This window comes from Flavobacterium sp. RSSB_23, assembly GCF_051547145.1.
Lineage (GTDB): Bacteria > Bacteroidota > Bacteroidia > Flavobacteriales > Flavobacteriaceae > Flavobacterium.
In genome coordinates, this window is record NZ_JBPTTO010000003.1 from 286,849 (window position 1) to 310,063 (window position 23,215).

Annotated in this window: 27 protein-coding genes and 1 other RNA gene; 22 read left to right on the top strand and 6 right to left on the bottom strand. The window is 34.4% G+C overall.

The features are described 5' to 3' along the window. Window positions 1–48: 48 nt before the first annotated feature. The 4 genes from kdsB to ACSVH9_RS08085 all read right to left on the bottom strand — a co-directional run bounded on the left by kdsB (window position 49) and on the right by ACSVH9_RS08085 (window position 3,546). On the bottom strand, window positions 49–783 hold the full coding sequence (gene kdsB / locus ACSVH9_RS08070) for a 3-deoxy-manno-octulosonate cytidylyltransferase (protein ID WP_438063278.1): 735 nt from the start codon (window positions 781–783) through the stop codon (window positions 49–51). A 105-nt stretch (window positions 784–888) separates the two neighbouring features. After that, complete coding sequence (gene ygiD / locus ACSVH9_RS08075) at window positions 889–1,719, bottom strand: 4,5-DOPA dioxygenase extradiol (protein WP_438063279.1); 831 nt, start codon at window positions 1,717–1,719, stop codon at window positions 889–891. Window positions 1,720–1,724: 5 nt separating this feature from the next. After that, the gene (locus tag ACSVH9_RS08080; protein WP_438063280.1) at window positions 1,725–2,117 is read right to left on the bottom strand and encodes a VOC family protein; all 393 of its coding nucleotides are present in this window, start codon (window positions 2,115–2,117) and stop codon (window positions 1,725–1,727) included. Between the two features lie 7 nt (window positions 2,118–2,124). Beyond that, on the bottom strand, window positions 2,125–3,546 hold the full coding sequence (locus tag ACSVH9_RS08085) for an ATP-dependent DNA helicase (RefSeq protein WP_438063281.1): 1,422 nt from the start codon (window positions 3,544–3,546) through the stop codon (window positions 2,125–2,127). Window positions 3,547–3,960: 414 nt separating this feature from the next. On the opposite strand from ACSVH9_RS08085, the gene ACSVH9_RS08090 reads away from it, so the two are divergent. Both ACSVH9_RS08090 and ACSVH9_RS08095 read left to right on the top strand, forming a co-directional pair. After that, window positions 3,961–4,767, top strand: a complete 807-nt coding sequence (locus tag ACSVH9_RS08090) for a DUF3822 family protein (protein ID WP_159685496.1) — start codon at window positions 3,961–3,963, stop codon at window positions 4,765–4,767. Next, window positions 4,764–5,366: an RsmD family RNA methyltransferase gene (locus tag ACSVH9_RS08095; RefSeq protein WP_438063282.1), complete on the top strand. Its 603-nt coding sequence runs from the start codon at window positions 4,764–4,766 to the stop codon at window positions 5,364–5,366. The genes ACSVH9_RS08090 and ACSVH9_RS08095 overlap by 4 nt, the downstream gene beginning before the upstream one ends. A gap of 40 nt (window positions 5,367–5,406) precedes the next feature. Here ACSVH9_RS08095 and rnpB read toward each other — a convergent pair. Further along, window positions 5,407–5,728: RNase P RNA component class A (rnpB, locus tag ACSVH9_RS08100), an RNA gene on the bottom strand. Window positions 5,729–6,203: 475 nt separating this feature from the next. On the opposite strand from rnpB, the gene dnaX reads away from it, so the two are divergent. After that, window positions 6,204–7,289 (top strand): DNA polymerase III subunit gamma/tau, encoded by a 1,086-nt coding sequence (gene dnaX, locus ACSVH9_RS08105; RefSeq protein ID WP_438063283.1) that lies wholly within the window; start codon window positions 6,204–6,206, stop codon window positions 7,287–7,289. A gap of 28 nt (window positions 7,290–7,317) precedes the next feature. Here the strand turns inward: dnaX and ACSVH9_RS08110 are convergent, their stop codons facing one another. Then, entirely contained in the window at window positions 7,318–7,515 is a 198-nt protein-coding gene (locus ACSVH9_RS08110) for a hypothetical protein (RefSeq protein WP_438063284.1), read from the bottom strand. Between the two features lie 79 nt (window positions 7,516–7,594). On the opposite strand from ACSVH9_RS08110, the gene ACSVH9_RS08115 reads away from it, so the two are divergent. The 19 genes from ACSVH9_RS08115 to ACSVH9_RS08205 all read left to right on the top strand — a co-directional run bounded on the left by ACSVH9_RS08115 (window position 7,595) and on the right by ACSVH9_RS08205 (window position 23,208). Beyond that, window positions 7,595–7,939, top strand: a complete 345-nt coding sequence (locus tag ACSVH9_RS08115) for a DNA polymerase III (protein WP_438063285.1) — start codon at window positions 7,595–7,597, stop codon at window positions 7,937–7,939. A gap of 67 nt (window positions 7,940–8,006) precedes the next feature. Then, window positions 8,007–8,609: a hypothetical protein gene (locus tag ACSVH9_RS08120; protein ID WP_438063286.1), complete on the top strand. Its 603-nt coding sequence runs from the start codon at window positions 8,007–8,009 to the stop codon at window positions 8,607–8,609. Window positions 8,610–9,028: 419 nt separating this feature from the next. Continuing rightward, window positions 9,029–9,568 carry a helix-turn-helix domain-containing protein gene (locus ACSVH9_RS08125; RefSeq protein ID WP_438063287.1) on the top strand — a complete coding sequence of 180 codons (540 nt, stop codon included), beginning with the start codon at window positions 9,029–9,031 and terminating at the stop codon, window positions 9,566–9,568. Between the two features lie 80 nt (window positions 9,569–9,648). Further along, window positions 9,649–11,634: an ATP-binding protein gene (locus tag ACSVH9_RS08130; RefSeq protein ID WP_438063288.1), complete on the top strand. Its 1,986-nt coding sequence runs from the start codon at window positions 9,649–9,651 to the stop codon at window positions 11,632–11,634. 2 nt (window positions 11,635–11,636) lie between these two features. Beyond that, on the top strand, window positions 11,637–12,071 hold the full coding sequence (locus ACSVH9_RS08135) for a response regulator (RefSeq protein WP_438063289.1): 435 nt from the start codon (window positions 11,637–11,639) through the stop codon (window positions 12,069–12,071). A 159-nt stretch (window positions 12,072–12,230) separates the two neighbouring features. Continuing rightward, entirely contained in the window at window positions 12,231–12,644 is a 414-nt protein-coding gene (locus ACSVH9_RS08140) for a hypothetical protein (protein ID WP_438063290.1), read from the top strand. A 170-nt stretch (window positions 12,645–12,814) separates the two neighbouring features. After that, window positions 12,815–14,272: an OmpA family protein gene (locus ACSVH9_RS08145; protein WP_438063291.1), complete on the top strand. Its 1,458-nt coding sequence runs from the start codon at window positions 12,815–12,817 to the stop codon at window positions 14,270–14,272. A 164-nt stretch (window positions 14,273–14,436) separates the two neighbouring features. Further along, the gene (locus ACSVH9_RS08150; RefSeq protein ID WP_438063292.1) at window positions 14,437–15,468 is read left to right on the top strand and encodes a pesticidal protein Cry7Aa; all 1,032 of its coding nucleotides are present in this window, start codon (window positions 14,437–14,439) and stop codon (window positions 15,466–15,468) included. A gap of 6 nt (window positions 15,469–15,474) precedes the next feature. Then, window positions 15,475–17,829 carry a glycosyltransferase gene (locus ACSVH9_RS08155; RefSeq protein WP_438063293.1) on the top strand — a complete coding sequence of 785 codons (2,355 nt, stop codon included), beginning with the start codon at window positions 15,475–15,477 and terminating at the stop codon, window positions 17,827–17,829. Window positions 17,830–17,835: 6 nt separating this feature from the next. Further along, complete coding sequence (locus ACSVH9_RS08160) at window positions 17,836–18,594, top strand: MlaE family ABC transporter permease (protein WP_024982170.1); 759 nt, start codon at window positions 17,836–17,838, stop codon at window positions 18,592–18,594. Between the two features lie 2 nt (window positions 18,595–18,596). Next, window positions 18,597–19,331, top strand: coding sequence for an ABC transporter ATP-binding protein (locus tag ACSVH9_RS08165; protein WP_438063294.1), 735 nt, complete (start codon window positions 18,597–18,599; stop codon window positions 19,329–19,331). A 113-nt stretch (window positions 19,332–19,444) separates the two neighbouring features. Next, window positions 19,445–20,377 carry an MlaD family protein gene (locus ACSVH9_RS08170; RefSeq protein WP_438063295.1) on the top strand — a complete coding sequence of 311 codons (933 nt, stop codon included), beginning with the start codon at window positions 19,445–19,447 and terminating at the stop codon, window positions 20,375–20,377. 127 nt (window positions 20,378–20,504) lie between these two features. After that, window positions 20,505–20,756 (top strand): hypothetical protein, encoded by a 252-nt coding sequence (locus ACSVH9_RS08175; protein WP_438063296.1) that lies wholly within the window; start codon window positions 20,505–20,507, stop codon window positions 20,754–20,756. 73 nt (window positions 20,757–20,829) lie between these two features. Continuing rightward, window positions 20,830–21,054 (top strand): hypothetical protein, encoded by a 225-nt coding sequence (locus ACSVH9_RS08180; protein ID WP_074917710.1) that lies wholly within the window; start codon window positions 20,830–20,832, stop codon window positions 21,052–21,054. A gap of 6 nt (window positions 21,055–21,060) precedes the next feature. Continuing rightward, window positions 21,061–21,447: a hypothetical protein gene (locus tag ACSVH9_RS08185; protein ID WP_438063297.1), complete on the top strand. Its 387-nt coding sequence runs from the start codon at window positions 21,061–21,063 to the stop codon at window positions 21,445–21,447. 1 nt (window position 21,448) lies between these two features. Next, entirely contained in the window at window positions 21,449–21,871 is a 423-nt protein-coding gene (locus ACSVH9_RS08190; protein ID WP_438063298.1) for a low affinity iron permease family protein, read from the top strand. A gap of 57 nt (window positions 21,872–21,928) precedes the next feature. Further along, a complete protein-coding gene (locus ACSVH9_RS08195; protein ID WP_438063299.1) occupies window positions 21,929–22,417 on the top strand; it encodes a hypothetical protein in 489 nt (162 codons plus the stop codon). A gap of 116 nt (window positions 22,418–22,533) precedes the next feature. Continuing rightward, a complete protein-coding gene (locus ACSVH9_RS08200; RefSeq protein ID WP_342693401.1) occupies window positions 22,534–22,719 on the top strand; it encodes a CsbD family protein in 186 nt (61 codons plus the stop codon). 24 nt (window positions 22,720–22,743) lie between these two features. Beyond that, window positions 22,744–23,208, top strand: a complete 465-nt coding sequence (locus ACSVH9_RS08205; RefSeq protein ID WP_438063300.1) for a hypothetical protein — start codon at window positions 22,744–22,746, stop codon at window positions 23,206–23,208. The last annotated feature ends 7 nt before the right edge of the window (window positions 23,209–23,215 follow it).

Below are 23,215 nucleotides of genomic sequence, written 5' to 3' on the forward strand. Positions count from 1 at the left end.
TTAGTTGAACTCAGATTATAGATTCGTGAAGAAAAAATATAAATTCAATTATAAATCACGAAGTAACTGTCTGGCTTTTTCCAAATCTTCGGCAGTGTCTATACCAATACCTACGTGAGTAGTCTCGACCATTTTAATTCGTTTCCCAAATTCTAAATAACGTAATTGTTCTAGTTTTTCAGAAGCTTCTAGAGATTTCATTGGTAAACTGTAAAAATCCAATAAGGCTTGCTTTCTAAAAGCATAAATGCCTATATGTTGCATGTAGCGCACTCCGACATTTTTCTCTCTTGGATAAGGAATTACAGAACGTGAAAAGTATAAGGCAAAACTGTTTTGGTCTACCACAACTTTCACATTGTTTGGATTATTGATTTCATCTTCATTTGTAATCTCTCGCATCAAAGAAGCCAAATCCACTTGTTGGTTGGTGTCATTTTTAAACACTTCAATGACTTTAGCTAAAGGCTCTGCATTTATGAATGGTTCATCACCTTGCACATTGACCACGACATCAACATCGAGATTTTCAACTGCTTCTGCAATACGGTCACTCCCTGACTCGTGTTCTTTGATACTCATAATGGCTTTTCCGCCATTTGCTACAATTTCATTATAAATTAAATCAGAGTCGGTCACCACAAACACATCATCAAAAAGTTGGGTATTAATGGCGGCTTCATAAGTTCTTCTGATGACTGTTTTTCCACCTAAATCTTTCATTAATTTTGCAGGAAATCGGGTTGATGCGTATCGAGCGGGAATGACTGCTATTATTTTCATTGTTTTATTTTTTGCCACAAAGGCGCTAGTATATGAAGTTTTTTTAATTTAAAATTTGACTAAACAAATATATAAAATCCTTTCTTTTTAAGTCAATTAGCAACTCTAGCCAATTTGCACCGAGGTCATACTTAACGAACCCGCTACTAATTTGTCATTGAATAATTGTATTTCTTCGCTTTTGCCCTTTAAACCCAATGCGTAAATCAAAGGCAAAAAATGTTCGGGTGTTGGAATAGCCAATTTAAAAGCTTGACCCTGCTTTTCGTAATCGAGTAAAGGTTGAAAATTGCCATCTAGTAGAAGTGAATTAATGGTATCTCTAGCCTCTATAGCCCAATCATAGCCATAATCATCTTTCTCAAAATTATAAAAATCGACCAAACGCAAATTATGAATGATATTACCACTACCAATAATTAAAATACCTTTTTGACGCAAACTACTCAATTGTTGCGCCAATTGAAAATGATATTCAGCGGGTTTTGAATAATCTATACTCAATTGAATGACAGGAATATTGGCTTCTGGATATAAATGTTTAATTACACTCCAAGCGCCGTGGTCCAATCCCCAATGATGGTCTAATTCTACTGCTGTCGGAAGCAATAATTCTTGGGTAAAAGAAGCTAATTCAGGACTTCCGTGAGCGGGATATTGTACCTCAAATAACTCTTTTGGGAAACCACCAAAATCGTGAATGGTTTTCGGCATTTCCATAGCGGTAACTTTTGAACCTTTGGTATACCAATGAGCCGAAACACACAAAATAGCGTTGGGTTTAGGTAAGTTTTTGGCTAAATTACGAAAACCAGTAACAAACTGATTTTCTTCGATGGCATTCATAGGGCTTCCGTGACCTAAAAACAAAACTGGCATCTTTTCGGTAGTCGAAAAAGAACTTGCTATTTTATTGAAATCATTTATACTCTGCATAAGGATTAGTTATTACGTTCAATTAAATCCCATAGATTTCCGTAGATGTCTTTAAAAACAAGAACTTTACCATACTCTTCTTTCTTGGGCTCGCGTACAATTTCAATATCATTATCTATTAAATTCTGATAATCTCTATCAAAATTATCTGTATTTAAAAACAAGAAAACACGCCCACCCGATTGATTACCGATACTTTGTTTTTGAATAGCACCATCGGCTTTGGCTAACAATAAACTAAACTCATGGCTTCCTTTGGGAGCTACTAAAACCCATCTCTTAGTTTGAGACAAGGTAGTATCTTCAATCAAATCAAAATGTAATTTATCTACGTAAAACGAAATGGCTTCATCATAATCAGCCACCAACAAAGCGATATGTGCTATTTTTTGTTTCATTTCAAATTTAATCTACAAAACTATCGTCTTTAAATCCTATCAAATATAACTTATTTTTGGCACGTGTCATCGCGGTGTACAACCAGCGAATATAATCGGTGTCGATTCCGTTAGGCAAATACGGCTGTTCTATAAAAACGGTATTCCACTGTCCACCTTGCGATTTATGACAAGTGATGGCATAGGAAAATTTAACCTGAAGCGCATTAAAATACTCGTTATTTTTGACTTTTTGAAACTGCTTGTATTTGGTTTCACCTTCGTAATCTTTCATCACTTCTTGGTACAATCTATTCGATTCTTCGTAGGTTAAAGATGGAGATTCGCTTTTTATGGTATCCAATAATAAAACGGTTTCCAAAGGTTTTTGGTTGGGATAATCGACCATTCTGATTTTGACTTTCGCGAATTTGAAACCATACAATTCTTTGATTGCGAATATCTCTAATACTTCAATGATGTCACCATTCGCTACAAAACCAGCTTCGTCAGAATCTTTCAACCAAAAGTAATTGTTTTTGACCACCATCAAGAAATCGCCCGTGGCCAATTCACTTTCTTTATCCAATATTTTTGCACGAATTTGTTCGTTATACTGATTCGCTCTTTTGTTGGAACGGACAATAAAAGCAGTATCCTCAATGCTGTAATTACTATACGCCGAATGAATCGCGTCTTGAATATCATAGCCATCCACAAGTCGGACGATATCCTTAAACTTTTTCAAATCAAATTGATACTCGGTCACAAAAGCATCGTTTAGCAATTCACGCAAAGCCGTCGCATTGTATAAAATTCCCGAGCTTTCTTCTTGACGCATCACTTCATCGAGTTCGATATGGTCGATTTCTTTATTATAATGAAGGGATAAAGTATCAATATCTAAGGCGGGACTAATATCTAAATTTACTGGAGGTAACTGTGCAGTATCTCCCAAAAGAATCATCTTGCAATTGGTTCCCGAATACACATACGAAATCAAATCATCTAAGAGTGAACCATTTTCATATAATTTCGAATCCGAATTGGTATCAGAAATCATAGAAGCTTCATCGACGATAAAAATGGTGTTTTTATGTTTGTTAGGTTGCAGCGTAAACGAAACGCCTCCTCCAGATGTTTTTTTAGGAAAATAGATTTTCTTGTGAATCGTAAAAGCTGGCTTTTCAGAATAATTGGCAATTACTTTGGCTGCTCGACCCGTTGGCGCTAATAAAACGGCTTTTTTGTTAATGCCCGACAAGCTATTCACAAGAGCTGAAATTACCGTAGTTTTTCCTGTTCCTGCGTAACCTTTTAAGACAAAAATGGTATTGTTCTCAATTTCAGTTAGAAAAATAGCAATTTTCTGAAAAAAAATATCCTGTTGGTACGTAGGCTGAAAAGGAAAATTTTTCTGTAAAAAACTATAAAATTGAGAGGAATTCATGGAGTGAAATTTGGATGCAAAGTAACGGAAAGTTTTCTATTGCATAGACAATTTTCAAAGGCAATTTCATTTTTGTCACAACCACAAATGCTGTAATTTTATTTTATAATTAACCCGTTGAGTGAAATTATTATTTACCACATAGAATCATAGAAACTATAGTTTTTAAGAGTAACAAATAGACGTTTTACTATTCACATAGCTCATCTATTGTGAGAAATAGTGCTATTTCTATTTTTTTTCTATGTTGATTTTGCTATTAATCTATGGCTCTATGTGGTTAAGTTTTTTATTTTTTTGAATTTCACCTAATGGGTTAGAATTACCATTAAGATTCCATTACGCCTTGAAATTGGCTATTGTTATTGCTATTAAAATTTGTAAGTTTGCGTAGTCGAAAAAAAGCAAAAAAAGATGAGTATCACCGAAAAAAAATACAAAAAATTAGCACTTCAAGTATCATTGACAGGTTTGTCTTTTTGTTGTTTCGACACTTTAAATAAAAAAATCCTTTCTTACAACGAAGTTCATTTTGACACCTTTCATAAAGCTACCAAAATAGAAGAACTTTTTGCCGACGCTTTTAGCGATTTTCCTGAATTAAAGGATACCTATGATGAAATCGTAGTCATTCACAACAACACTTTATCGACGTTTGTGCCCACTGCCTTATTTGATGAAAATTATTTAGGAAGCTATTTGCAGTACAACACCAAAGTGTTCGAAACCGATTTTTTTGCTTACGATACCATTGCCAATTACGAAATGAATACCGTTTACATTCCGTATGTGAATATTAATAATTTCTTTATTGACCAATTTGGTTCCTTTGATTACAAGCACGCCAACAGTATTTTGGTTACCAAAATTTTAGAAGCTTCTAAGAATAATGACAATAAAAAAATGGTCGTACATTTCAATACCGGTCATTTTGAAATTATAGTGGTGCAAAACCAGCAACTATTGCTTTTCAATTCCTTTGAATACGCCACACCCGAAGATTTCTTGTATTACATTCTCTTTACTGCCGAGCAATTGAGTTTAAATCCAGAAAATTTCCCATTGGAAATTATGGGAAATATTAACGAAGAAAGTCCTTACTACCAACTAGCTTACCAATACATCCGAAACATTTCTCTTTTTGATGTGAGCAGTTTGCAACGCAGTAATTCTTTTTCAGAAGCCATCAACAGACAACATTTTATACTATTCAACTCATGAGAATCATTTCAGGAAAATACAAAGGAAGACGCATTCAACCGCCAAAAAACCTGCCTGTGCGTCCCACTACCGATATGAGTAAAGAAGCTTTATTCAATGTGTTGAACAATCATTTTAGTTTTGAAGGATTGAAAGTATTGGATTTATTCTCTGGCACCGGAAACATCAGTTACGAATTTGCCTCAAGAGGAAGTTATCCAATTACTTCGGTAGATGGTGATTTTGGTTGTATAAAATTCATCAAACAAATCGCTGCCGAATATGACTTTACGATTGCGGCAACCAAGAGCGATGTGTTTAAGTTTTTGGAAAACTGCAAAACCACTTACGATATTATTTTTGCCGACCCGCCTTATGGATTGGACCAAGCTACTTTTGAAAAAGTGGTGCTTTTGGTTTTTGAAAAAAACTTGCTCAACGAGGAAGGAATGATGATTATCGAGCATTCTAAATACACCAAAATGGACCATTTGGATAATTTTTCGTTTCAAAAAAGTTATGGTGGTTCGTTTTTCAGCTTCTTTGAATTCAACAATACTGACGAAGAAGAAGAGTTAGACGATGACGATTTTGAAGTAACCGATTCAGAAGAAGAATAAAAACTATAGAGTCTTTGCTTAGCAAAGGCTTTTTTTTTGAAAAAAATGCAGACCTATAAGCCGGATTCTGTATTCGCTAAAGCGAACCCTTATCATTTATCTAGACTTACAATTACTTGCAAGTTCAAGCTATCTACCCTTCAGCAACGAACGAGAAGCCCTTAAATGCTGATATACTTGATATTTCACCGCATAGAGTTTACCTGGTTTCACTACAGCATTACCTGTACATACTTTCTGTTGCACTTGTCCTAATCTAGTCCGTAAAGACCAAACCGACGGGTGTTACCCGCTATGCTTCTCTGTGGTGTCCGGACTTTCCTCCCTTCGCCTAGGCGAACGACGATAAGGCGGTCTGCGGTGCAAAAGTAACTTTTTTAAACTTGATTTCCTTGTTAAAGTCAATTTTATAAGGGCTATTTAGTTTGCGGATGAACTACTAACTGGTTTCGTTCTGAATTTTAGTTTATTAAAATAGTTTGTAAACGGGTTATGAAAAAGAGAAGTACTTATCTAGCCCTGATTGCTTCGCCAGTTCGCTTCGCTCGTGTGCAGCGGCATCCTTTTTTAGGTCGCAGGTTTTTTTTACCTGTGACCTAAAAAAGATATAGCGGAAAGCAGGACGACTCGTGAATTATAGCGGGAATTGCTGCTCCTAATCATCTTTCAAATTAATGAATGCGATAGAAAAATCAGCTAGCATATCGTTTGCTGCATCATTATTTTGATTGTCAATGGGATATTCAAAAAATGAAAAGATTTTTTGGCAAATAAACCATTTTGAACATCAAGAAATAAACAAAAAAGCTATATTTGCTTTCGAATCATAGGACAACAATGGAACAATTTATAGTATCTGCACGTAAATATCGCCCGCAAACATTTAAGGATGTTGTAGGTCAAAAAGCGATTACCAATACGCTACTGAATGCTATAGAAAACAACCATTTGGCTTCGGCTTTGTTGTTTACGGGGCCTCGTGGTGTGGGAAAAACGACTTGCGCTAGAATTTTGGCGCGTAAAATTAACCAACCTGGTTATGATGACCCAGAAGAAGATTTTGCGTTCAACGTATTTGAGTTGGATGCCGCTTCGAACAACTCGGTGGACGATATTCGAAATTTGATTGACCAAGTTCGAATCCCTCCACAAACTGGACAATACAAAGTGTACATCATCGACGAGGTGCATATGTTGTCATCGGCGGCGTTTAATGCTTTCTTGAAAACATTAGAAGAGCCACCAAAACACGCCATATTTATTTTGGCTACTACAGAAAAACACAAAATCATTCCAACGATTTTGTCTCGCTGTCAGATTTTTGATTTCAAACGAATTACGGTAAAAGATGCCAAAGAACACTTGGCTGATGTTGCCGAAAGTCAAGGGATTCAATTTGAAGATGATGCGCTGCACATTATCGCTCAAAAAGCCGATGGGGCGATGCGTGATGCGTTGTCTATTTTTGACCGTGTGGTTTCTTTTTGTGGTTCCAACTTGACTAGACAGGCCGTAACCGAAAATCTAAATGTTTTAGACTACGAAACCTATATCAATATTACCGATTTGATTTTGGAGAATAAAATTCCAGATTTGTTATTGGCTTTCAATACTATTTTATCCAAAGGTTTTGATGCACATCATTTCGTATCGGGCTTAGCGTCTCACTTTAGAGATTTGTTGGTGGCGAAAACTCCTTCAACCCTAAGTTTATTAGAAATGGGAGAACAAGCGCAACAACTTTATGGTGTACAAGCTCAAAAATGCAGTGCCGACTTCTTATTAAAAGGAATAGAAATCGCCAATGACTGTGATTTGAAATACAAAGTCAGTCAGAATCAGCGCTTACTAGTCGAACTTTGTTTGATGCAATTGGCCTCTATCACTTTTGATGGAGAAAAAAAAAAGCTGAGTCTTTCATAATTCCACCTACTTATTTCCGTAGAAATGACTATTCTATAACCGAAGTAGTAAAACCTACTATTGCTACAACTCCTGAAACTCCTGTAGTTGCTCCACAACCAACTGAAGTTACTCCTAATACTGAAGTTACAGTAGAAAAACCAGTCATTGCAGCACCTATAGCACCTGTTTTAAGTACAGATGAGCCTAAAATTTCGGCATTTTCGTTATCGAGTATTCGTGCCAAAAAAGCCTTAGAAGAAAGCAGTAAATCGATTGTAAAAGAAGTAGTTCATACTCCTACAGAAGCATTTACAGAAACAGAAATGTTGTTGCAATGGACAAAATATGCCCAAAAATTAGGCAGCAAAGGCTATAGAATTATGGAATCGTTATTATTGATTAACGACCCAAAATTAGATGGTACAAGAATTACAATTGAATTACCAAACGAAGGTTCTAAATTGGATTTTGAAAGTCAAAAACACGGACTTTTAGGTCATTTGAAAGGGCATTTGCACAATCACGAAATCACTATTGATGTAATTGTAAACGAAAGCATCGAAATCAAAAGAAACCTAAACGACCAAGACCGTTATAATCGATTAAAAGAAATAAATCCCGCCATCGATTTGTTGCGTTCTACTTTTGGTTTGCACGTTGATGCGTAAAACAGAGTGTTGACTTATTAGTTTCTAGTTTAACAATATGCTATCTCCTAAACTAAATATTAAGAATATGAGAAATAATTATTTGTTATGTTTTCTTTTAATGCTTACTTCAATTAGTTATGCAAAATACGACCCTCTATTAGTAAGTCAACTAATAGATAAATCTCAAATAATAGGAATTGGAGAAATAAAAAGCATTGATAATAGTAATGTATTAGTGTTTTTTGAGGATGTAATTAAAGGAAAACTAACCAACCGAACTCTAAAGATTAGCCAATTTAAAAACTGGACTTGCGCATCTCGCTGGACAAATTATAAAAGAGGACAAAAAATTATGTTCTTTTTGACAACTTCTGAAGTAGGGTTATATAAAATTCTAGGCTCAGGCGATGAAGGTGAATTACCAATTGTAAATGAAAAAATATTTTATAAAAGTTTATATGGCGGATTAGATAAAAAATCAACGAAATTCAAAGTGTATGGTGCAGATTTGTATGGTTATAGTTTTAAAGTTTTAGATGTTAAAACAGGTATCTTAGAGTACATCTCAAACAAATTAACATTTCATAAAATAGCAAAGCAAAAAAACTTTGAAAAGCAGAAAATTAAAAACCCCTTTTTGAAAAAACTTGTATCTGAATTGCACACAGAAATCTATCAATATCAATAAGGGCAAATCTGTAACAGCTACTAAAACAGATTTTGTTTATTAACTTAATGAAAAGATAGTTTAGTATTTGGATATTAACTTCGTCTATTCATTATCGCACGGTTAGCAAATCGGATTACTTTAAAAAAGTAATCCGATTTTTAGTTTAGTGTCATTTGGATAGCAATACTATTATTTAAAGTAGTCTGTAAAAACAGTAGCGCTATTTTATTTAACAATAAGTACTTACAATTCCTTTTTTAAAAGCTTAACTTAGAAGAAAATACGAATTATAGCATTTACCTATGTTTTTTCTTATCTAGCTAAATCTATGAATTATATAACTTTTTCAAATAGTTATGTAAAGAATTGAATTAACATTCTATCACCTTTGTAGTACCTCTAAATCCCCAACTGGTTTGAAAATTTATATAAAATATATGGTCAGTAATCGCTGCAAATTAGCCGTAAAAGAAGAACTCAAAGAAATGGGGTTGCACTTTATTATGGTCGATTTGGGTGAAGTAGAAATTATGGAAACGCTTACTATCGCTCAACGGGATATACTCAAAAAAAGGCTTTCTAGTTCAGGTTTGGAACTAATGGACGACAAAAAAGCCATTTTAATTGAAAAAATTAAAAATAGCATCATTCAGATGGTGCATCATCCTAGCGAGGTCATCAAGGTAAATTTTTCTGATTATTTAAGTGAAAAATTAGACCACAATTACACCTATCTCGCGAACCTATTTTCAGAAGTGCAAGGTACGACCATTGAACAATTTATCATTTCGCACAAAATAGAACGCATCAAAGAATTAATGATTTATGGGGAATACAACATTACCGAAATAGCATGGAAAATGGGCTATAGTAGTGTTGCACATTTGTCAAGTCAATTCAAGAAAGTCACTGGTTTATCTCCTTCGCATTTTAAACAACTCAAGGACAAAAGGCGTTGTCCAATCGAGGATATTTAACAATAATTACCCTTCAATAGCTAGAATACATTGACGCTTTTGACAAAAAATTCATTTAAAAACATTCAAAAGCAACTGCAATGAATCATACTAATAAAGACCCAGAACTAGAAAACTATATTAATTCATTAGAGCGAGCTTCACAATACTTACTTAGCCTTATTGAGGCAAGTCGTGACCCTTTATTTGCAATCAGTACGTCTGGTAAAATAATGGATGTGAACGAAGCCTCTGTACTTGCCACTGGAGTTTCGAAACAACAACTAATTGGCTCTGCCTTTGTGGGGTATTTTACCAATTCAAAACAAGCAAAAATTGGATATGACCTTGTGTTTTCGGAAGGATTTGTGACCGCTTTTCCATTAACCATAAAAGACCATAAATTAACCGATGTATTATTTAATGGTGCCATTTTCAAAGATGAAAACGGAAAGACCATTGGTGCTGTGATGATTGCCAGAGACATTACAGAGCAAAAAAGAATTCAAAATGAATTGACTGAAGCCAAGATTATTGCAGAAACCGCCACCAAAAATGCTGAAGAAGCTGTAAAAACGAAACAGCAATTTCTATCTAACATGAGCCACGAAATTCGAACGCCAATGAATGCCATAATTGGTTTTACAAAGGTCGTACTCAAAACAGAACTTAATGCCAAACAAAAAGAATATTTGACGGCTATCAAAATGAGTGGTGATGCACTTATTGTTTTAATCAATGATATTTTGGATTTGGCCAAAGTGGATGCAGGTAAAATGATTTTTGAAAAAACACCTTTCAAACTCAATTTGTCTATCATAGCGATGCTGCATCTTTTTGAAACAAAGATTCAAGAAAAAAACCTCCAATTAATCACCAACTATGACCCTAAAATACCTGAAGTATTACTTGGTGACCCAATTCGATTGCATCAAATTATATTGAACTTGGTGAGTAATGCTGTGAAGTTTACTCATAAAGGAACCATAACCGTAAGTGTTGCTTTAATTAAAGAAACAAAAGACAAAGCCACCTTAAAGTTTTCAATTGCCGATACTGGCATTGGTATCAAAGAAAAAAAAATAAACGAAATTTTCGAAAATTTCACACAGGCGACAAGTAGCACCTCAAGATTGTTTGGAGGTACTGGACTGGGCTTGGCGATTGCAAAACAATTAGTCGAAGCACAAAATGGACAAATGGAAGTTAAAAGTAAAGTCAATAAAGGCTCTACTTTTAGTTTTACACTTGACTTCGCAAAAACGCATGTCGATGCAGTGTTAGAACCTGAAATTGTTGAATTGAATACTGATATCAAAGACACAAAAATATTAGTGGTTGAAGATATGGAACTCAATCAACTGCTTATGAAAACCATTCTTGATGATTTTGGATTTGAATGTGACATAACAGCTAATGGAAAACTGGCTATCGAAAAATTAGAAACCAAAAACTATGATATCATTTTGATGGATTTACAAATGCCAGAAATGAACGGTTTCGAAGCTACAATCTATATTCGAAATGTCATGAAACTTCAAGTTCCAATTATTGCCTTGACTGCCGATGTTACAACGGTAGATGTTGAGAAATGCAGAGCGGTTGGTATGAACGATTACATTGCAAAACCCGTAGATGAACGATTGTTGTACAGCAAACTTATTGCATTTTCTAAAAAACCTATACTAATCATAGAACACACTATAGGCGAAGAAAAAAAGAAGGATACTTTTAAATACATCGACATGAGTTATTTAAACAAACTCACGAAATCCGACCCAAATCTTATGAGCGATATGATTAAGGCGTATTTAGAACAAACGCCTTCGCTTATCTTGAGTATCAAACAAAGTTTGGTAGACAAAGATTGGAAAAAATTACAAGCCGCCATTCACAAAATGATTCCTTCCTTCTCTATTATGGGCATTAATCCTGACGCATTAAGTATGGCAAAAAAGATTCATGAATATGCCTATACCATTGAAATTAATGAAGAAATCAACGAGCTCGTATTAGAATTAGAAAAAAATTGTTCGCAAGCATGCCTAGAACTTGAAAATGAATTGAAAAAAATAAAAAAAGTATAATTGTGAAAACAAATAGTAAAATAAGATTATTCCTTGTAGATGACGATATAATTTTCTTAAAAATGCTAGAAATACAATTTCAGCATCATGGAGATTTTGATATTGAAACATTTGAAACGGGTGAATTATGTCTTCAAAATCTTGACAAAAAACCAGATGTGATTATCCTTGATTTTCATTTGGATGGGATAACCAAATCTGCTATGAATGGACTTGAAACATTGGATAAAATCAAAAATAGTAATCCAAACATCCCTGTAATTATGCTCTCCAGTCAAGACAAAATAGACGTAGCTGTAAGTTGTATGCATCACAAAGCATTTGATTATATTGTAAAAAGCGAGACTGCTTTTTTACGCTTACAAAAAGCAATTGAAACTATTTTTAAATATCAAAAAATGGAAAAAGAGCTCAATTGGTACATCGACAGAATGTAAAAATAGTTTAATAGTTCTCCCTAATTTGGTATTTAAAATCACACTTTACTACTACAACTTTTTATTAATAAAAGAATCTTACAACTTTTGCTTAAAATTCTATAATACTTGGATTGGTTTAGCAACGCATCTTTGTTAAACATTTAAAAGTATATAAAAATGAAAAAATCAATCCTTATTCTAGCCCTTATCGGTACTATTTTTACTTCTTGTAAAACAGCGCAACAAAAAGAAAATGCGGCCAAAACGAATGTAGCAGAAGCCAAACAAGATTTAGCAGATACCAGATCCGACAATGCAGCTGAGTGGAAAAGTTACAAAGCTTCTGCTCAAATCAAAATTGCCGAGAACAAAAAGCAAATCACAGTACTTAAAGAAAAAATGAACAAACCTGGCAACACATTCGATGGAATGTACAGAAACCGTATAGAAAAATTAGAAGCCAAGAATATGGACCTCGAAAAAAAACTCAACGGGTATGATGGTAACGCCACACAATGGGAAACCTTCAAAGGGAATTTTAATCGTGATATGAATGAAGTTGGTGAAAACATCAAAGATTTATTCAATTAAGAACAATTCAAAAATCAAAAAGCGAGATACATTCTCGCTTTTTTTTGTGCTTTAATCTCAAAAAAGAATTTCGAAAGGTGGGAATAACACAAGTTTTCACAATAGTTGTGTAACACCATTTCTGTAAAACCGAATCACCTTTGTATCAAATAATTTAACAACCAAACATTATGAAAAAATTACTTTTTCTATGTATATGTATCGGTTATACATTTGCATCAAGCGCACAAACTGAAGATAAAAAATGGAATCTCGGGCTTCATGGCGGAGTTACTCAATATCAAGGTGATTTAGGGCATGACTTTTACAAAACCAAAAACTCGATGTATGGTTTTGGAGGCCTTTCGGTTTCGAGATATTTGAACCGCTATTTAGATGCCAACCTATTACTTTCAAAAGGAACTTTAGGTTATAACAACGGAACAACAGCAGGCTTTAGAAGCGATTATTCTGCAGTAGCTTTAAACTTGAGATTCAATTTTGTAAGTTCTGAATACGCAATAAGACCTTATGTATTTGGAGGTGTTGGCGTGCTACTTTTTGACAGTCAACTTAATTTTCATAAAGAAAAAATTGATTATGCCTTGCCAACCGCGGGTGGAGGTATCAACTTTCGATTGACTCCAATTGTTTCCTTAAACATACAAGAAACCTTTATGTTTACGGACAATGATACCAGAGATGGTGCTGTTCAAGGTAAAAAAGATGATTTTCTTACCCATATGGTGGGATTAACTTTTAATCTTGGCGATACTAAAGATACTGATAACGATGGAGTTTCTGACAAAAAAGACAATTGTCCTGACACCCCAAGTGGTATTGCGGTGGATAAAAAAGGATGCCCATTAGATAGAGATGCTGATGGTGTAGCTGATTATCTAGACAATTGCCCAGACCTAGCAGGAACTTCTTCTTTAAACGGTTGTCCAGACAAAGATAATGATGGTGTTGAAGATGCCAAAGACCGTTGTCCTAACCAAGCAGGAACAGTAACCTTGAATGGTTGTCCTGATGCCGACAAAGACGGTGTTGCTGATATTGACGATATGTGCGCCAATACCAAACCAGGAACTAAAGTGGATGCCAAAGGTTGTCCTATGGATAGTGATAACGATGGCGTTACAGATGATTTAGACAGATGTCCTAATGTTGCTGGAATTGCTGCTTTAAAAGGTTGTCCAGACACAGATGGTGATGGCGTAGCCGATTTAGATGACCGTTGTCCGAATGCAATGGGAACTATTGAAAACAAAGGCTGTCCTGAAATTACAAAAGCCGATGTGGTTAGAATAACTTACATTGGAAGCAAAATCTTCTTCGAAAATAATTCAGATAAACTAAAAGTGGCTTCTTTGTCACAATTAGACGAACTGACTAAAATTTTACAAAAATACGAAGGCGCTAGCTTAACTATTGAAGGTCATACCGACAGTGTAGGAACAGCTGCATATAACGAAACACTTTCGCAAAAACGTTCCAATTCAGTTAAATTTTATTTGATAGAAAAAGGAATATCAGAAGGTCGTTTGACTGCTGTAGGTTATGGTGAAAGCAAACCTATAGCTTCTAATAAATCAGCCTTAGGAAAAGCCAAAAACCGTAGAGTAGAATTGAAAACCAATTATTAATTCAGTATTTGATTTTAGCAAAAAAGACGACTTTAAAAGGTCGTCTTTTCTGTTTTTAGACCCTAGGAATCTTATAAGTTTTACTAAAAGTTATGCAACAATATTGCTCCACATATAAGCGACCTTTACCAAAAGCAGTATTCACCATAAATCTCCCAGTTATCATGTTAGAAGTAAAAAAAGAAGGAATCATTTTAGAAAAAACGCTATTGGGCTTTGAAATTGATGGCGTTTTGAATCCAGCTGTAATCATGCATGAAGGAGCCATACATATATTTTATAGAGCGGTGGGAAAAGGAAACTATTCCAGTATTGGCTATGCCAAATTAAAATCGCCATTGGAAGTTGAAGAACGTAAAGATATGCCACTTATTTTTCCTCAATTTGAATATGAAGAACACGGCGTTGAAGACGGAAGAATTGTAAAAATTAATGATACTTTTTATTTAACCTATTGTGCGTACGACGGCGTAAATGCCTTAGGAGCTTTAGCCACATCTACAGATTTAATGCATTGGGAAAAACAAGGAATTATTGTACCCCAAATTATGTTTGACGAATTCAAACGATTGGCAGAAACCAAAGGGAAAATCAACGAAAAATACCTGCGCTACAACAGTCACGACCGCATAAAAGAACGCAAAGGAAAAAAAGTTTGGGTGTGGGATAAAAATGTTCTTTTCTTTCCTAGAAGAATCAATAATAAACTGCTGTTTCTACATAGAATCAAACCAGATATTCAAATCGTTAGTATCAATAATTTAAATGAACTTACCTCTGAATTTTGGCAAAATTATTTGTTACAATTCAAAGATACTATTGTACTTCAACCTAAGTACGAACACGAAATAAGTTACATTGGTGGAGGATGTCCCCCTATCGAAACCGAAAAAGGCTGGCTACTTATTTATCACGGAGTACATGATACCGTAAAAGGCTATGTGTATTGTGCTTGTGCTGCTTTGCTTGATTTAGAAAATCCACAAAATGAATTGGCACGATTGCCCTACCCTCTTTTTAAACCAGAAACAAAATGGGAATTAAAAGGAGAAGTAAATAACGTTTGCTTTCCTACTGGAGCCGTGGTTGACAAGGACACCCTTTACATTTATTATGGCGCAGCCGATGAGAGAATTGCCTGTGTTTCACTTCATCTGCCCGATTTACTTACCGAACTGTTACTTAATCTAAAATAACATAAAATGAAATCGAACAAAAACCTCAATTTGTTTCCGTTACAAAGAATCAAAAACAAAACTGTCTTGCCTGAAGTTCTTTTCATTACGTCTTACCCGCCAAGAGAGTGTGGAATCGCCACTTATTCTCAGGATTTAATTTTTGCTTTGAATAATAAATTCAAGAAATCTTTCAAACTCAAAATAGCAGCCTTAGAAAATAAAAACGAAAGCTATTCCTATCAAGAAGATATTGAAGCCATCTTAGAGACTGATACTCCTACTTCCTATATAGAATTGGCTAAAAATTGCAATGAAAACAGTAATCTTTCCTTAGTCGTTATTCAGCATGAATTTGGATTATTTCATTCTAATGAAGGGGATTTTTTATTGTTTTTAAAAGCCTTGAACAAACCAATAATAATAGCGTTTCATACGGTTTTGCCACAACCTGATTTAGTATTGAAAAAAATGATTTTGGCAATAGACCTCTATGCCACAGCTTTTATTGTGATGACACAAACTTCAGCAAAAATAATTGCTAAAGAATACCTAGTAGCTCCCAATAAAATCATGGTTATTCCACACGGCACCCATTTGGTTGAACACACCAATAAAAATGTTTTGAAGGAAAAATATCAAGTTGCAGGCAAAAAAATCATTTCCACATTTGGACTTTTAAGTTCTGGAAAATGCATTGAAACTTCGATAAATGCACTAAAAACCATCATACAAAAACACCCTGAGGTACTGTTCTTAGTGATTGGAAAAACACATCCAACCGTTGTAAAAAACGAAGGAGAAGCTTACAGAACAAGTTTAGAAACCAAAATCAATGATTTAGGACTGAATGACCATGTGAAATTCATCAATAAATACTTGCCTTTGAAAGAGTTGTTAGAATACTTACAACTCACCGATATTTATTTATTTACTTCTAAAGACAGAAATCAAGCGGTATCAGGTACGTTTTCGTATGCCATTAGTTGTGGTTGCCCTATTATCTCCACTCCTATTCCACATGCAGTTGAAGTCTTAAAAAACGGAACAGGAATCATAATCGATTTTGAAAATCCTGAACAACTTGCTAAAAATGTTATTCATTTATTGAATAACGAACAATTGCGACAAGACATTTCCTTAAACGGAATTCATAAACTTGCACCAACTGCTTGGAAAAATTCGGCCATTGCTCATGCGCTTTTGTTTCAAAAAGTGAGCCGAAGAAAAATTCAATTGCGTTACAAAATTCCACCTCTCAATTGGAATCATATCAAAAATATGACTACTGATTTTGGAATGATTCAGTTTGCAAAAATCAATCAACCCGATTTGAGCACTGGATACACTTTAGACGATAATGCTAGAGCATTGGTTGCTGTTTGTCAACATTATGAACTCACCAAAGACACTAGTGATTTAGTACTTATTGAGTTATATTTCAATTTCATTAAGTTTTGTTTACAAGCCGATGGGCATTTTCTAAATTATGTTGATAAAGACCGAAAATTTACACCTCAAAACTCAGAAAATCTTGAAGATGCTAATGGTAGAGCGATATGGGCACTGGGTAATTTAATCGCAATTAGTGATTTACTTCCGTTAAAATTGGTAAATGAATCCCGAAAAACAATGCAATTGGCCTTGTCAACAGCACATGCAATTCATTCAACACGTGCGATGGCTTTTATCATCAAAGGCTTGTATTACAGTCATTCGGCCAATTTTAGTTTTGGAAACACTTTACTACTAAAAACCTTAGCCGATAGATTGGTTCAAATGTACAAACATGAATCAGATGAAGAATGGGAATGGTTCGAAAGTTATTTAACGTATGGAAACAGCATTTTGCCCGAGGCTTTGTTGTGTGCCTATTTAGTAACAAATAATCCTATTTATCAAACTGTTGCCAAAACATCATTTGATTTTTTACTTTCAAAAACATTCAATGAGGATACTATTAAAGTTATTTCTAATCAAGGATGGATGCACAACAAAGTTCAAATTGCTGAACCGAAAAATGGAGGCGAACAACCTATTGATGTCGCCTACACAATAATGGCATTGAGTAAATTTTACGACCATTTTGGTGAAGAAAACTATTTGAAAAAAATGGAGGTAGCTTTTGAATGGTTTTTAGGTAAAAATCATTTGCATCAAATTATTTACAACCCATGTACGGGCGGATGTTATGATGGTTTAGAAGAAACCTACATCAATTTGAATCAAGGAGCAGAATCAACCGTAAGTTATATGATGTCTCGATTAACTGTTGAGAAATATAAAAAAACGAAGAAAAAAACTAAAACTAAAAAATATACTCTTCCGTCTCCATCCAAAAATGGAACCTTACCCAAAATCACAATCATAAGTGCAGAATAAAAGTATATGGGAACCGCTATAAATAAAATGCTTGAAGAAATTGGAGAGTTTTCGCTTTTCGGAAGTCGATTTTTTAAAGAAATCAGCACCTCCCCTTTTCAAATCAACGAATTCATTCGGCAATGTTATGCCATCGGATACAAGTCACTTCCATTAGTGACCATCACTGGGTTTATCATGGGATTGGTCTTGACGATTCAATCCCGTCCCACGATGACAAAATTTGGAGCAGAAAGTTGGTTACCTAGTATGGTTTCATTGTCGCTAATCAGAGAAATTGCTCCCGTAATCACAGCACTTATTTGTGCTGGAAAAATTGCTTCCGGAATTGGTGCTGAATTAGGCGCGATGAAAGTAACCGAACAAATTGATGCAATGGAAGTATCGGCAATCAATCCCTACAATTATTTGGTGGTAACACGAATTTTGGCCACTACTTTGATGGTGCCACTTTTGGTTATTTATGCGGATTTAGTTGGGATTTATGGTGGCTATATCGGATACAATGTGAGAGGCACAATGGGATTGTACCGCTATTTTTCGGATGTATTTGAGCACTTAGAGTTTCTAGATTTAATGCCTGCGGTTATTAAAACTTTTTTCTTTGGTTTTTTTATTGGATTGATTGGTTCCTATAAAGGTTTCAACGCCTCTAGCGGAACAGCAAGTGTAGGAATAGCTGCCAATGAAGCAGTCGTTATGGCTTCACTTTCTATTTTTATTATCGATATGGTAACGGTTCAAATAACCGATTTATTCTTTTAATAATGGAGAAAGAACCACTCATCAACATCGAAAACGTATGGAAATCTTTTAAAAAAAATCAAGTTTTAAAAGGGTTGAATTTGTCTGTAAACAAAGGAGAAAGTCTAGTCATTTTAGGACGGTCTGGCTCAGGAAAATCTGTTTGCATCAAATGCATTGTGGGTTTGATAAAAGCCGACAAAGGACAAATTCTCGTTTTTGGGTTCGATGTAACCAAGCTAAAAACGGAAGCCCTAAACAAAATCAGAATCCGAATTGGGTTCATGTTTCAAAATGGTGCCTTGTATGACTCGATGTCGGTTAGGGACAATTTAGCCTTTACTTTAAAACACCATACCAAAGACATAGAATCCACTCAAATTGAGGAAAAAACTATAGAAGCTCTTGAAGCTGTGGGATTATCAGAAGCGATTGATAAAATGCCTTCGGAATTATCAGGAGGAATGCGAAAACGAGTTGGTTTAGCAAGAACATTAATCATTCAACCCGAAATTATTTTGTATGACGAACCTACTTCGGGACTCGACACGATTACGGCTAGAGAAATTAGTGAATTGATTGTTTCTATTCAAAAAAAACAACGCACTACTTCAATTATCATTACGCATGATATGGCTTGTGCAAAAGCTACAAGTGACCGAATCATGATTTTAAATGAAGGGGTAATTCATGCCGAAGGAACTTATTCTGAGTTAGAGAATAGTAATGACGAATGGGTAAAATCTTTTTTCATATAAACAACTAATAGAACTCCATAAAGATAACCCATCCTAAAATGGTATTGCTTAAGGCAACTATTTAGGAATAGACAAATTCATAAAACCTTAAGTGGCAACAGAAAACATATACTATGGCAAATTCAACAAACTATACTTGGAAATTGGGAGCATTTGTTCTTTTGGGAGCAACTTTGTTTGTCATTACAATCTATTTTATAGGAAAAAATAAAAATCTTTTTGGGAGTACGTTTCGCTTGCGGTCAGAATTCAAGAATGTTAGTGGACTCAAAGTGGGCAATAATGTTCGCTTTTCTGGAATTAATGTAGGAAGTGTAAAAAATATCCAGTTTCTATCCGATTCGGCAGTGATTGTGGAACTGATAATAAAAGAAGAGATTCAGCCTTACATCAAAAAAGATGCGCAAGCTAGCATAGGAACAGATGGCCTGATGGGTGATAAAGTACTCACGATTTCACCAGGAACTTCATCAAATGAAATTGTAAAAGACAACGCTACTATCGTTTCTGTAAAAGCTATAGAACTTGAAGATTTGATGAAAAGCTTACAAAAAAGTGTCGACAACGCTCAAATAATCACGCTTCAACTTTCGGAATTTAGTTTGAAAATTAATAAAGGAAAAGGAGCTTTAAATAAAGTGTTGACCGATGAAGAATTTGCTAATCAAATTGCTCAAACCATAACGAATTTAAAAATAAGCTCAGATGAGTTTGCCATTTTTAGCAAAAATATGAATGACAAAAATGGAACTTTGTCACAATTAATGACCAATCCAGAATATGCGGCTTCGATAAAAAAGACGGTCACCAACTTAGAAAAAAGTACTTATGAAATAGATGTTTTTTCTAAAAAGTTAAATAGCAGTCGTGGTATTTTATCCAAATTGGTAGATGATGAACGACTAGCTGCCTCACTCGATTCTTCTTTGACCAATATTGAAAAAGGTTCTAAAAATTTACTAGAAATCGAAGAAGCTGCTAAACACAATTTTTTGCTAAGAGGTTTTTTTAGAAAAAAAGCCAAGGCTGAAAAAAAAGAGAACTAAAGCAGCAGAATTCAAAACCTAGGAATAAAGCAACTTATACCAATAGTTATGTAACAACTTCTTGGGAACAAAAGAAGAACTTTGATTAGCAATGAAAACATTTTCATTAACTTAAAAACACCTTATCATGGCAAACATAATTAAGTCTCCAAAAAAAGAAAAAGACCCAAAAGCAGAAAGTCAAAAAATAATTGACAATTATGAGAAAGCCGCATTACATCACGAAAAAGCGGCAAAACTTCATCATGAAGTAGCAAAATTTCAAAAAGAGGGCAATAGTACTATGGCTTGTGGATGTAACTGCAAAGCAAAAAACGAATCTGATTTGGCAAAAAAGATTCAGAAAAAAAACAAAAAAAAACAATCTCAGATTGCATAGGACTTTGGCTAGAGTTTGATTTAACCCCATAAAAGCATCCTAATCCTTGGGTGCTTTTTCTAATTGCATCGCTATGAAATCCGTAACTGAACTCAATGACAACATATTCAGAATTACTCAAACGATTCAAAATGAGTTTCCAGAACTAATGCCTTTTTTGAACGAAATGACCATAACCATTCCAATGTTGCATTCGCCCGAAGTAGATCAAAAAGCTTTAAATGATTATTATAATTCTTTGAGAAATTTACTGATGAAGTATGCTCCAAACCACAATGTTTTATTTCAATCTATCTAAAAAATCATGAAAAACACTTTAAGAAAAGCCATCTATTTGGATCATTATACAGCGATGGTATTTGATTATAACAATCAAACAGCGGTACTAGAAAAAACGATAGCTTCTGAAATGAATCCTTTTGTGAAAGAAGAAATTTTACAAAAAGGAGAAAGTCATTGGCACAACAAAGAACAAGATTTACAAAGCGATTTTTATAAAAGAATAATAGCCGAGGTTGCTCCTTGTAGCGAAGTCTTTTTCTTTGGTCCAACGAATGCAAAAACCGAATTGATAAACATCATTCAAGGTAAACCCAAATTTGATGCGATAAAAATTTACAGCAAGTACATTGATAAAATGACAGATAATCAAAAGATTGAATTGATAAATACCACATTTAAAATTCCTTAAAATGAAAAAGAAATCATTACAAATTGAATTGCTTTTCGAAAGACTTACGTTAGTTGTAACCAAAGTTCTCGGAAGTTATTTTGCTTTTGTTTTGGCTTTAACGCTAGTACTTTTTTGGTGGAGTACTAATTTATTCACTTCGAATAATTGGCATCAAAATATTGGTGACATCATTTTTGGTTTTACTTTTTTGAGTTTGTTTATTATTCAAAAATCCTTCAATCGCTATTCCGCTTTAATTCATTTGAAAATGAATGAACTCATTTCCTCACACGAAAGAGCTAAAAATGCTGTAATGAACACGGGTAATAAAACAGAAAAAGAAATCAGAGAACTTTCTGAAGAATACATAGAATCTGATGCTACATTCGAAAAAGAAGTAAATATTGCTTTGAATGATGTAAATACAGAAAATCAAGTTTGAATGTAATCAATTCAAAATACTAATGCCTTCAACTTTAATTTATAAAACAACAATAAAATGAAAAAAACAATTGTAATGACTAGCCTGCTTATAGGTTTAAGCTGGTGTTCACAAGGACAAACAATTTCAAAAAACGCACTTGGACTAAGAATTGGTGATAACGATGGTTTTGGTGGAGAGCTTTCCTATCAAAGAAAAATGGCCAAAAACAACCGCTTAGAACTGGATTTAGGATGGCGTAGTAATAACAATATTGACGCACTAAAATTGGCAGGAATTTACCAATGGGTTTGGAATATTGAAGGCGGTTTTAATTGGTATGCTGGAGTTGGTGGCGGATTAGGGTATTGGAATCATGATGACAATCTGAATGATGACAATGGCGTTTTTGCTTTTGTGGCTGGCGACTTAGGTATTGAATACGACTTTGATGTTCCAATTCAAGTATCACTTGATATTAGACCTGAATTGTATTTTAATTCAAATGATTATCGTGATAATAATTTTGGACCAGACATTGCTTTGGGAATCCGATATCGATTTTAAGTGAGACAATGTGTGAATATTACAACTCTTACTCAAAATAGTACAATTCAAAATTCCCAAGCTTTCGCACCTTTGTACAGTCAGGAAAATACATTCTTGATTTAAATATTATCACCATGAATACTACAGAACTTAAAGGAGATTGGGAAGTACAAAAAGGGAAACTCAAACAAAAATTTGCCAAACTAACAGATAACGACTTATTATTCTTAGATGGAAAAAAAGACGAAATGTTGGGTAGAATTGAAAAAAAATTAGGCAAAACCAAAGCCGAATTGAAAAGGATTATCGAATCGCTTTAATCCATTAATTGAAAACTATACATTATGAAAAAATCCATTTATACCTTTGCAATAACTGCGTTCCTTGCAGTAATGGTATTCACTGCTTGTAAATCGAATACAGAAAAAGAGGCAGATGCAACCGAAAAAGTGATTGATGCTAACGAAAATCTTGATGCCGTTAACGAAGACATCAATGATGACGAAGCAAAAAAAGCCAACGATATGGAGTGGCAAACGTACAAAGAAGAAGTAAATACTAGCGTTGCTGCCAACGAAGTTCGCATCTCAGAATTGAAAGCTGCTTTAAAAAAACCTGGTAACACTTTTGATTCCAATTATTCTAAAAGCATTCAATCCTTGGAAGATAGAAATGCATCGTTGAAATTGAAAATCAAAAACTACGAGAACAACCAAACCGATTGGGATTCCTTTAAACGAGAAGTAGATTCGGATATGACCCAATTAGGAAAAGCCTTTAAAGACTTGACCGTAAAAAACACGAAGTAAACTTTTC

Coding starts and splice junctions, on each gene's coding strand:
- ACSVH9_RS08155 (WP_438063293.1), top strand. CDS start 15,475: ATGAAATCGAACAAAAACCTCAATTTGTTTCCGTTACAAAGAATCAAA.
- ACSVH9_RS08205 (WP_438063300.1), top strand. CDS start 22,744: ATGAAAAAATCCATTTATACCTTTGCAATAACTGCGTTCCTTGCAGTA.
- ACSVH9_RS08190 (WP_438063298.1), top strand. CDS start 21,449: ATGAAAAAGAAATCATTACAAATTGAATTGCTTTTCGAAAGACTTACG.
- kdsB (WP_438063278.1), bottom strand. CDS start 783: ATGAAAATAATAGCAGTCATTCCCGCTCGATACGCATCAACCCGATTT.
- ACSVH9_RS08120 (WP_438063286.1), top strand. CDS start 8,007: ATGAGAAATAATTATTTGTTATGTTTTCTTTTAATGCTTACTTCAATT.
- ACSVH9_RS08200 (WP_342693401.1), top strand. CDS start 22,534: ATGAATACTACAGAACTTAAAGGAGATTGGGAAGTACAAAAAGGGAAA.
- ACSVH9_RS08130 (WP_438063288.1), top strand. CDS start 9,649: ATGAATCATACTAATAAAGACCCAGAACTAGAAAACTATATTAATTCA.
- ACSVH9_RS08185 (WP_438063297.1), top strand. CDS start 21,061: ATGAAAAACACTTTAAGAAAAGCCATCTATTTGGATCATTATACAGCG.
- ACSVH9_RS08160 (WP_024982170.1), top strand. CDS start 17,836: ATGGGAACCGCTATAAATAAAATGCTTGAAGAAATTGGAGAGTTTTCG.
- ACSVH9_RS08165 (WP_438063294.1), top strand. CDS start 18,597: ATGGAGAAAGAACCACTCATCAACATCGAAAACGTATGGAAATCTTTT.
- ACSVH9_RS08150 (WP_438063292.1), top strand. CDS start 14,437: ATGTTAGAAGTAAAAAAAGAAGGAATCATTTTAGAAAAAACGCTATTG.
- ACSVH9_RS08085 (WP_438063281.1), bottom strand. CDS start 3,546: ATGAATTCCTCTCAATTTTATAGTTTTTTACAGAAAAATTTTCCTTTT.
- ACSVH9_RS08140 (WP_438063290.1), top strand. CDS start 12,231: ATGAAAAAATCAATCCTTATTCTAGCCCTTATCGGTACTATTTTTACT.
- ACSVH9_RS08195 (WP_438063299.1), top strand. CDS start 21,929: ATGAAAAAAACAATTGTAATGACTAGCCTGCTTATAGGTTTAAGCTGG.
- ACSVH9_RS08170 (WP_438063295.1), top strand. CDS start 19,445: ATGGCAAATTCAACAAACTATACTTGGAAATTGGGAGCATTTGTTCTT.
- ACSVH9_RS08175 (WP_438063296.1), top strand. CDS start 20,505: ATGGCAAACATAATTAAGTCTCCAAAAAAAGAAAAAGACCCAAAAGCA.
- ACSVH9_RS08145 (WP_438063291.1), top strand. CDS start 12,815: ATGAAAAAATTACTTTTTCTATGTATATGTATCGGTTATACATTTGCA.
- ACSVH9_RS08180 (WP_074917710.1), top strand. CDS start 20,830: ATGAAATCCGTAACTGAACTCAATGACAACATATTCAGAATTACTCAA.
- ACSVH9_RS08090 (WP_159685496.1), top strand. CDS start 3,961: ATGAGTATCACCGAAAAAAAATACAAAAAATTAGCACTTCAAGTATCA.
- ACSVH9_RS08125 (WP_438063287.1), top strand. CDS start 9,029: ATGGTCAGTAATCGCTGCAAATTAGCCGTAAAAGAAGAACTCAAAGAA.
- ygiD (WP_438063279.1), bottom strand. CDS start 1,719: ATGCAGAGTATAAATGATTTCAATAAAATAGCAAGTTCTTTTTCGACT.
- ACSVH9_RS08115 (WP_438063285.1), top strand. CDS start 7,595: ATGTTGTTGCAATGGACAAAATATGCCCAAAAATTAGGCAGCAAAGGC.
- ACSVH9_RS08095 (WP_438063282.1), top strand. CDS start 4,764: ATGAGAATCATTTCAGGAAAATACAAAGGAAGACGCATTCAACCGCCA.
- ACSVH9_RS08080 (WP_438063280.1), bottom strand. CDS start 2,117: ATGAAACAAAAAATAGCACATATCGCTTTGTTGGTGGCTGATTATGAT.
- dnaX (WP_438063283.1), top strand. CDS start 6,204: ATGGAACAATTTATAGTATCTGCACGTAAATATCGCCCGCAAACATTT.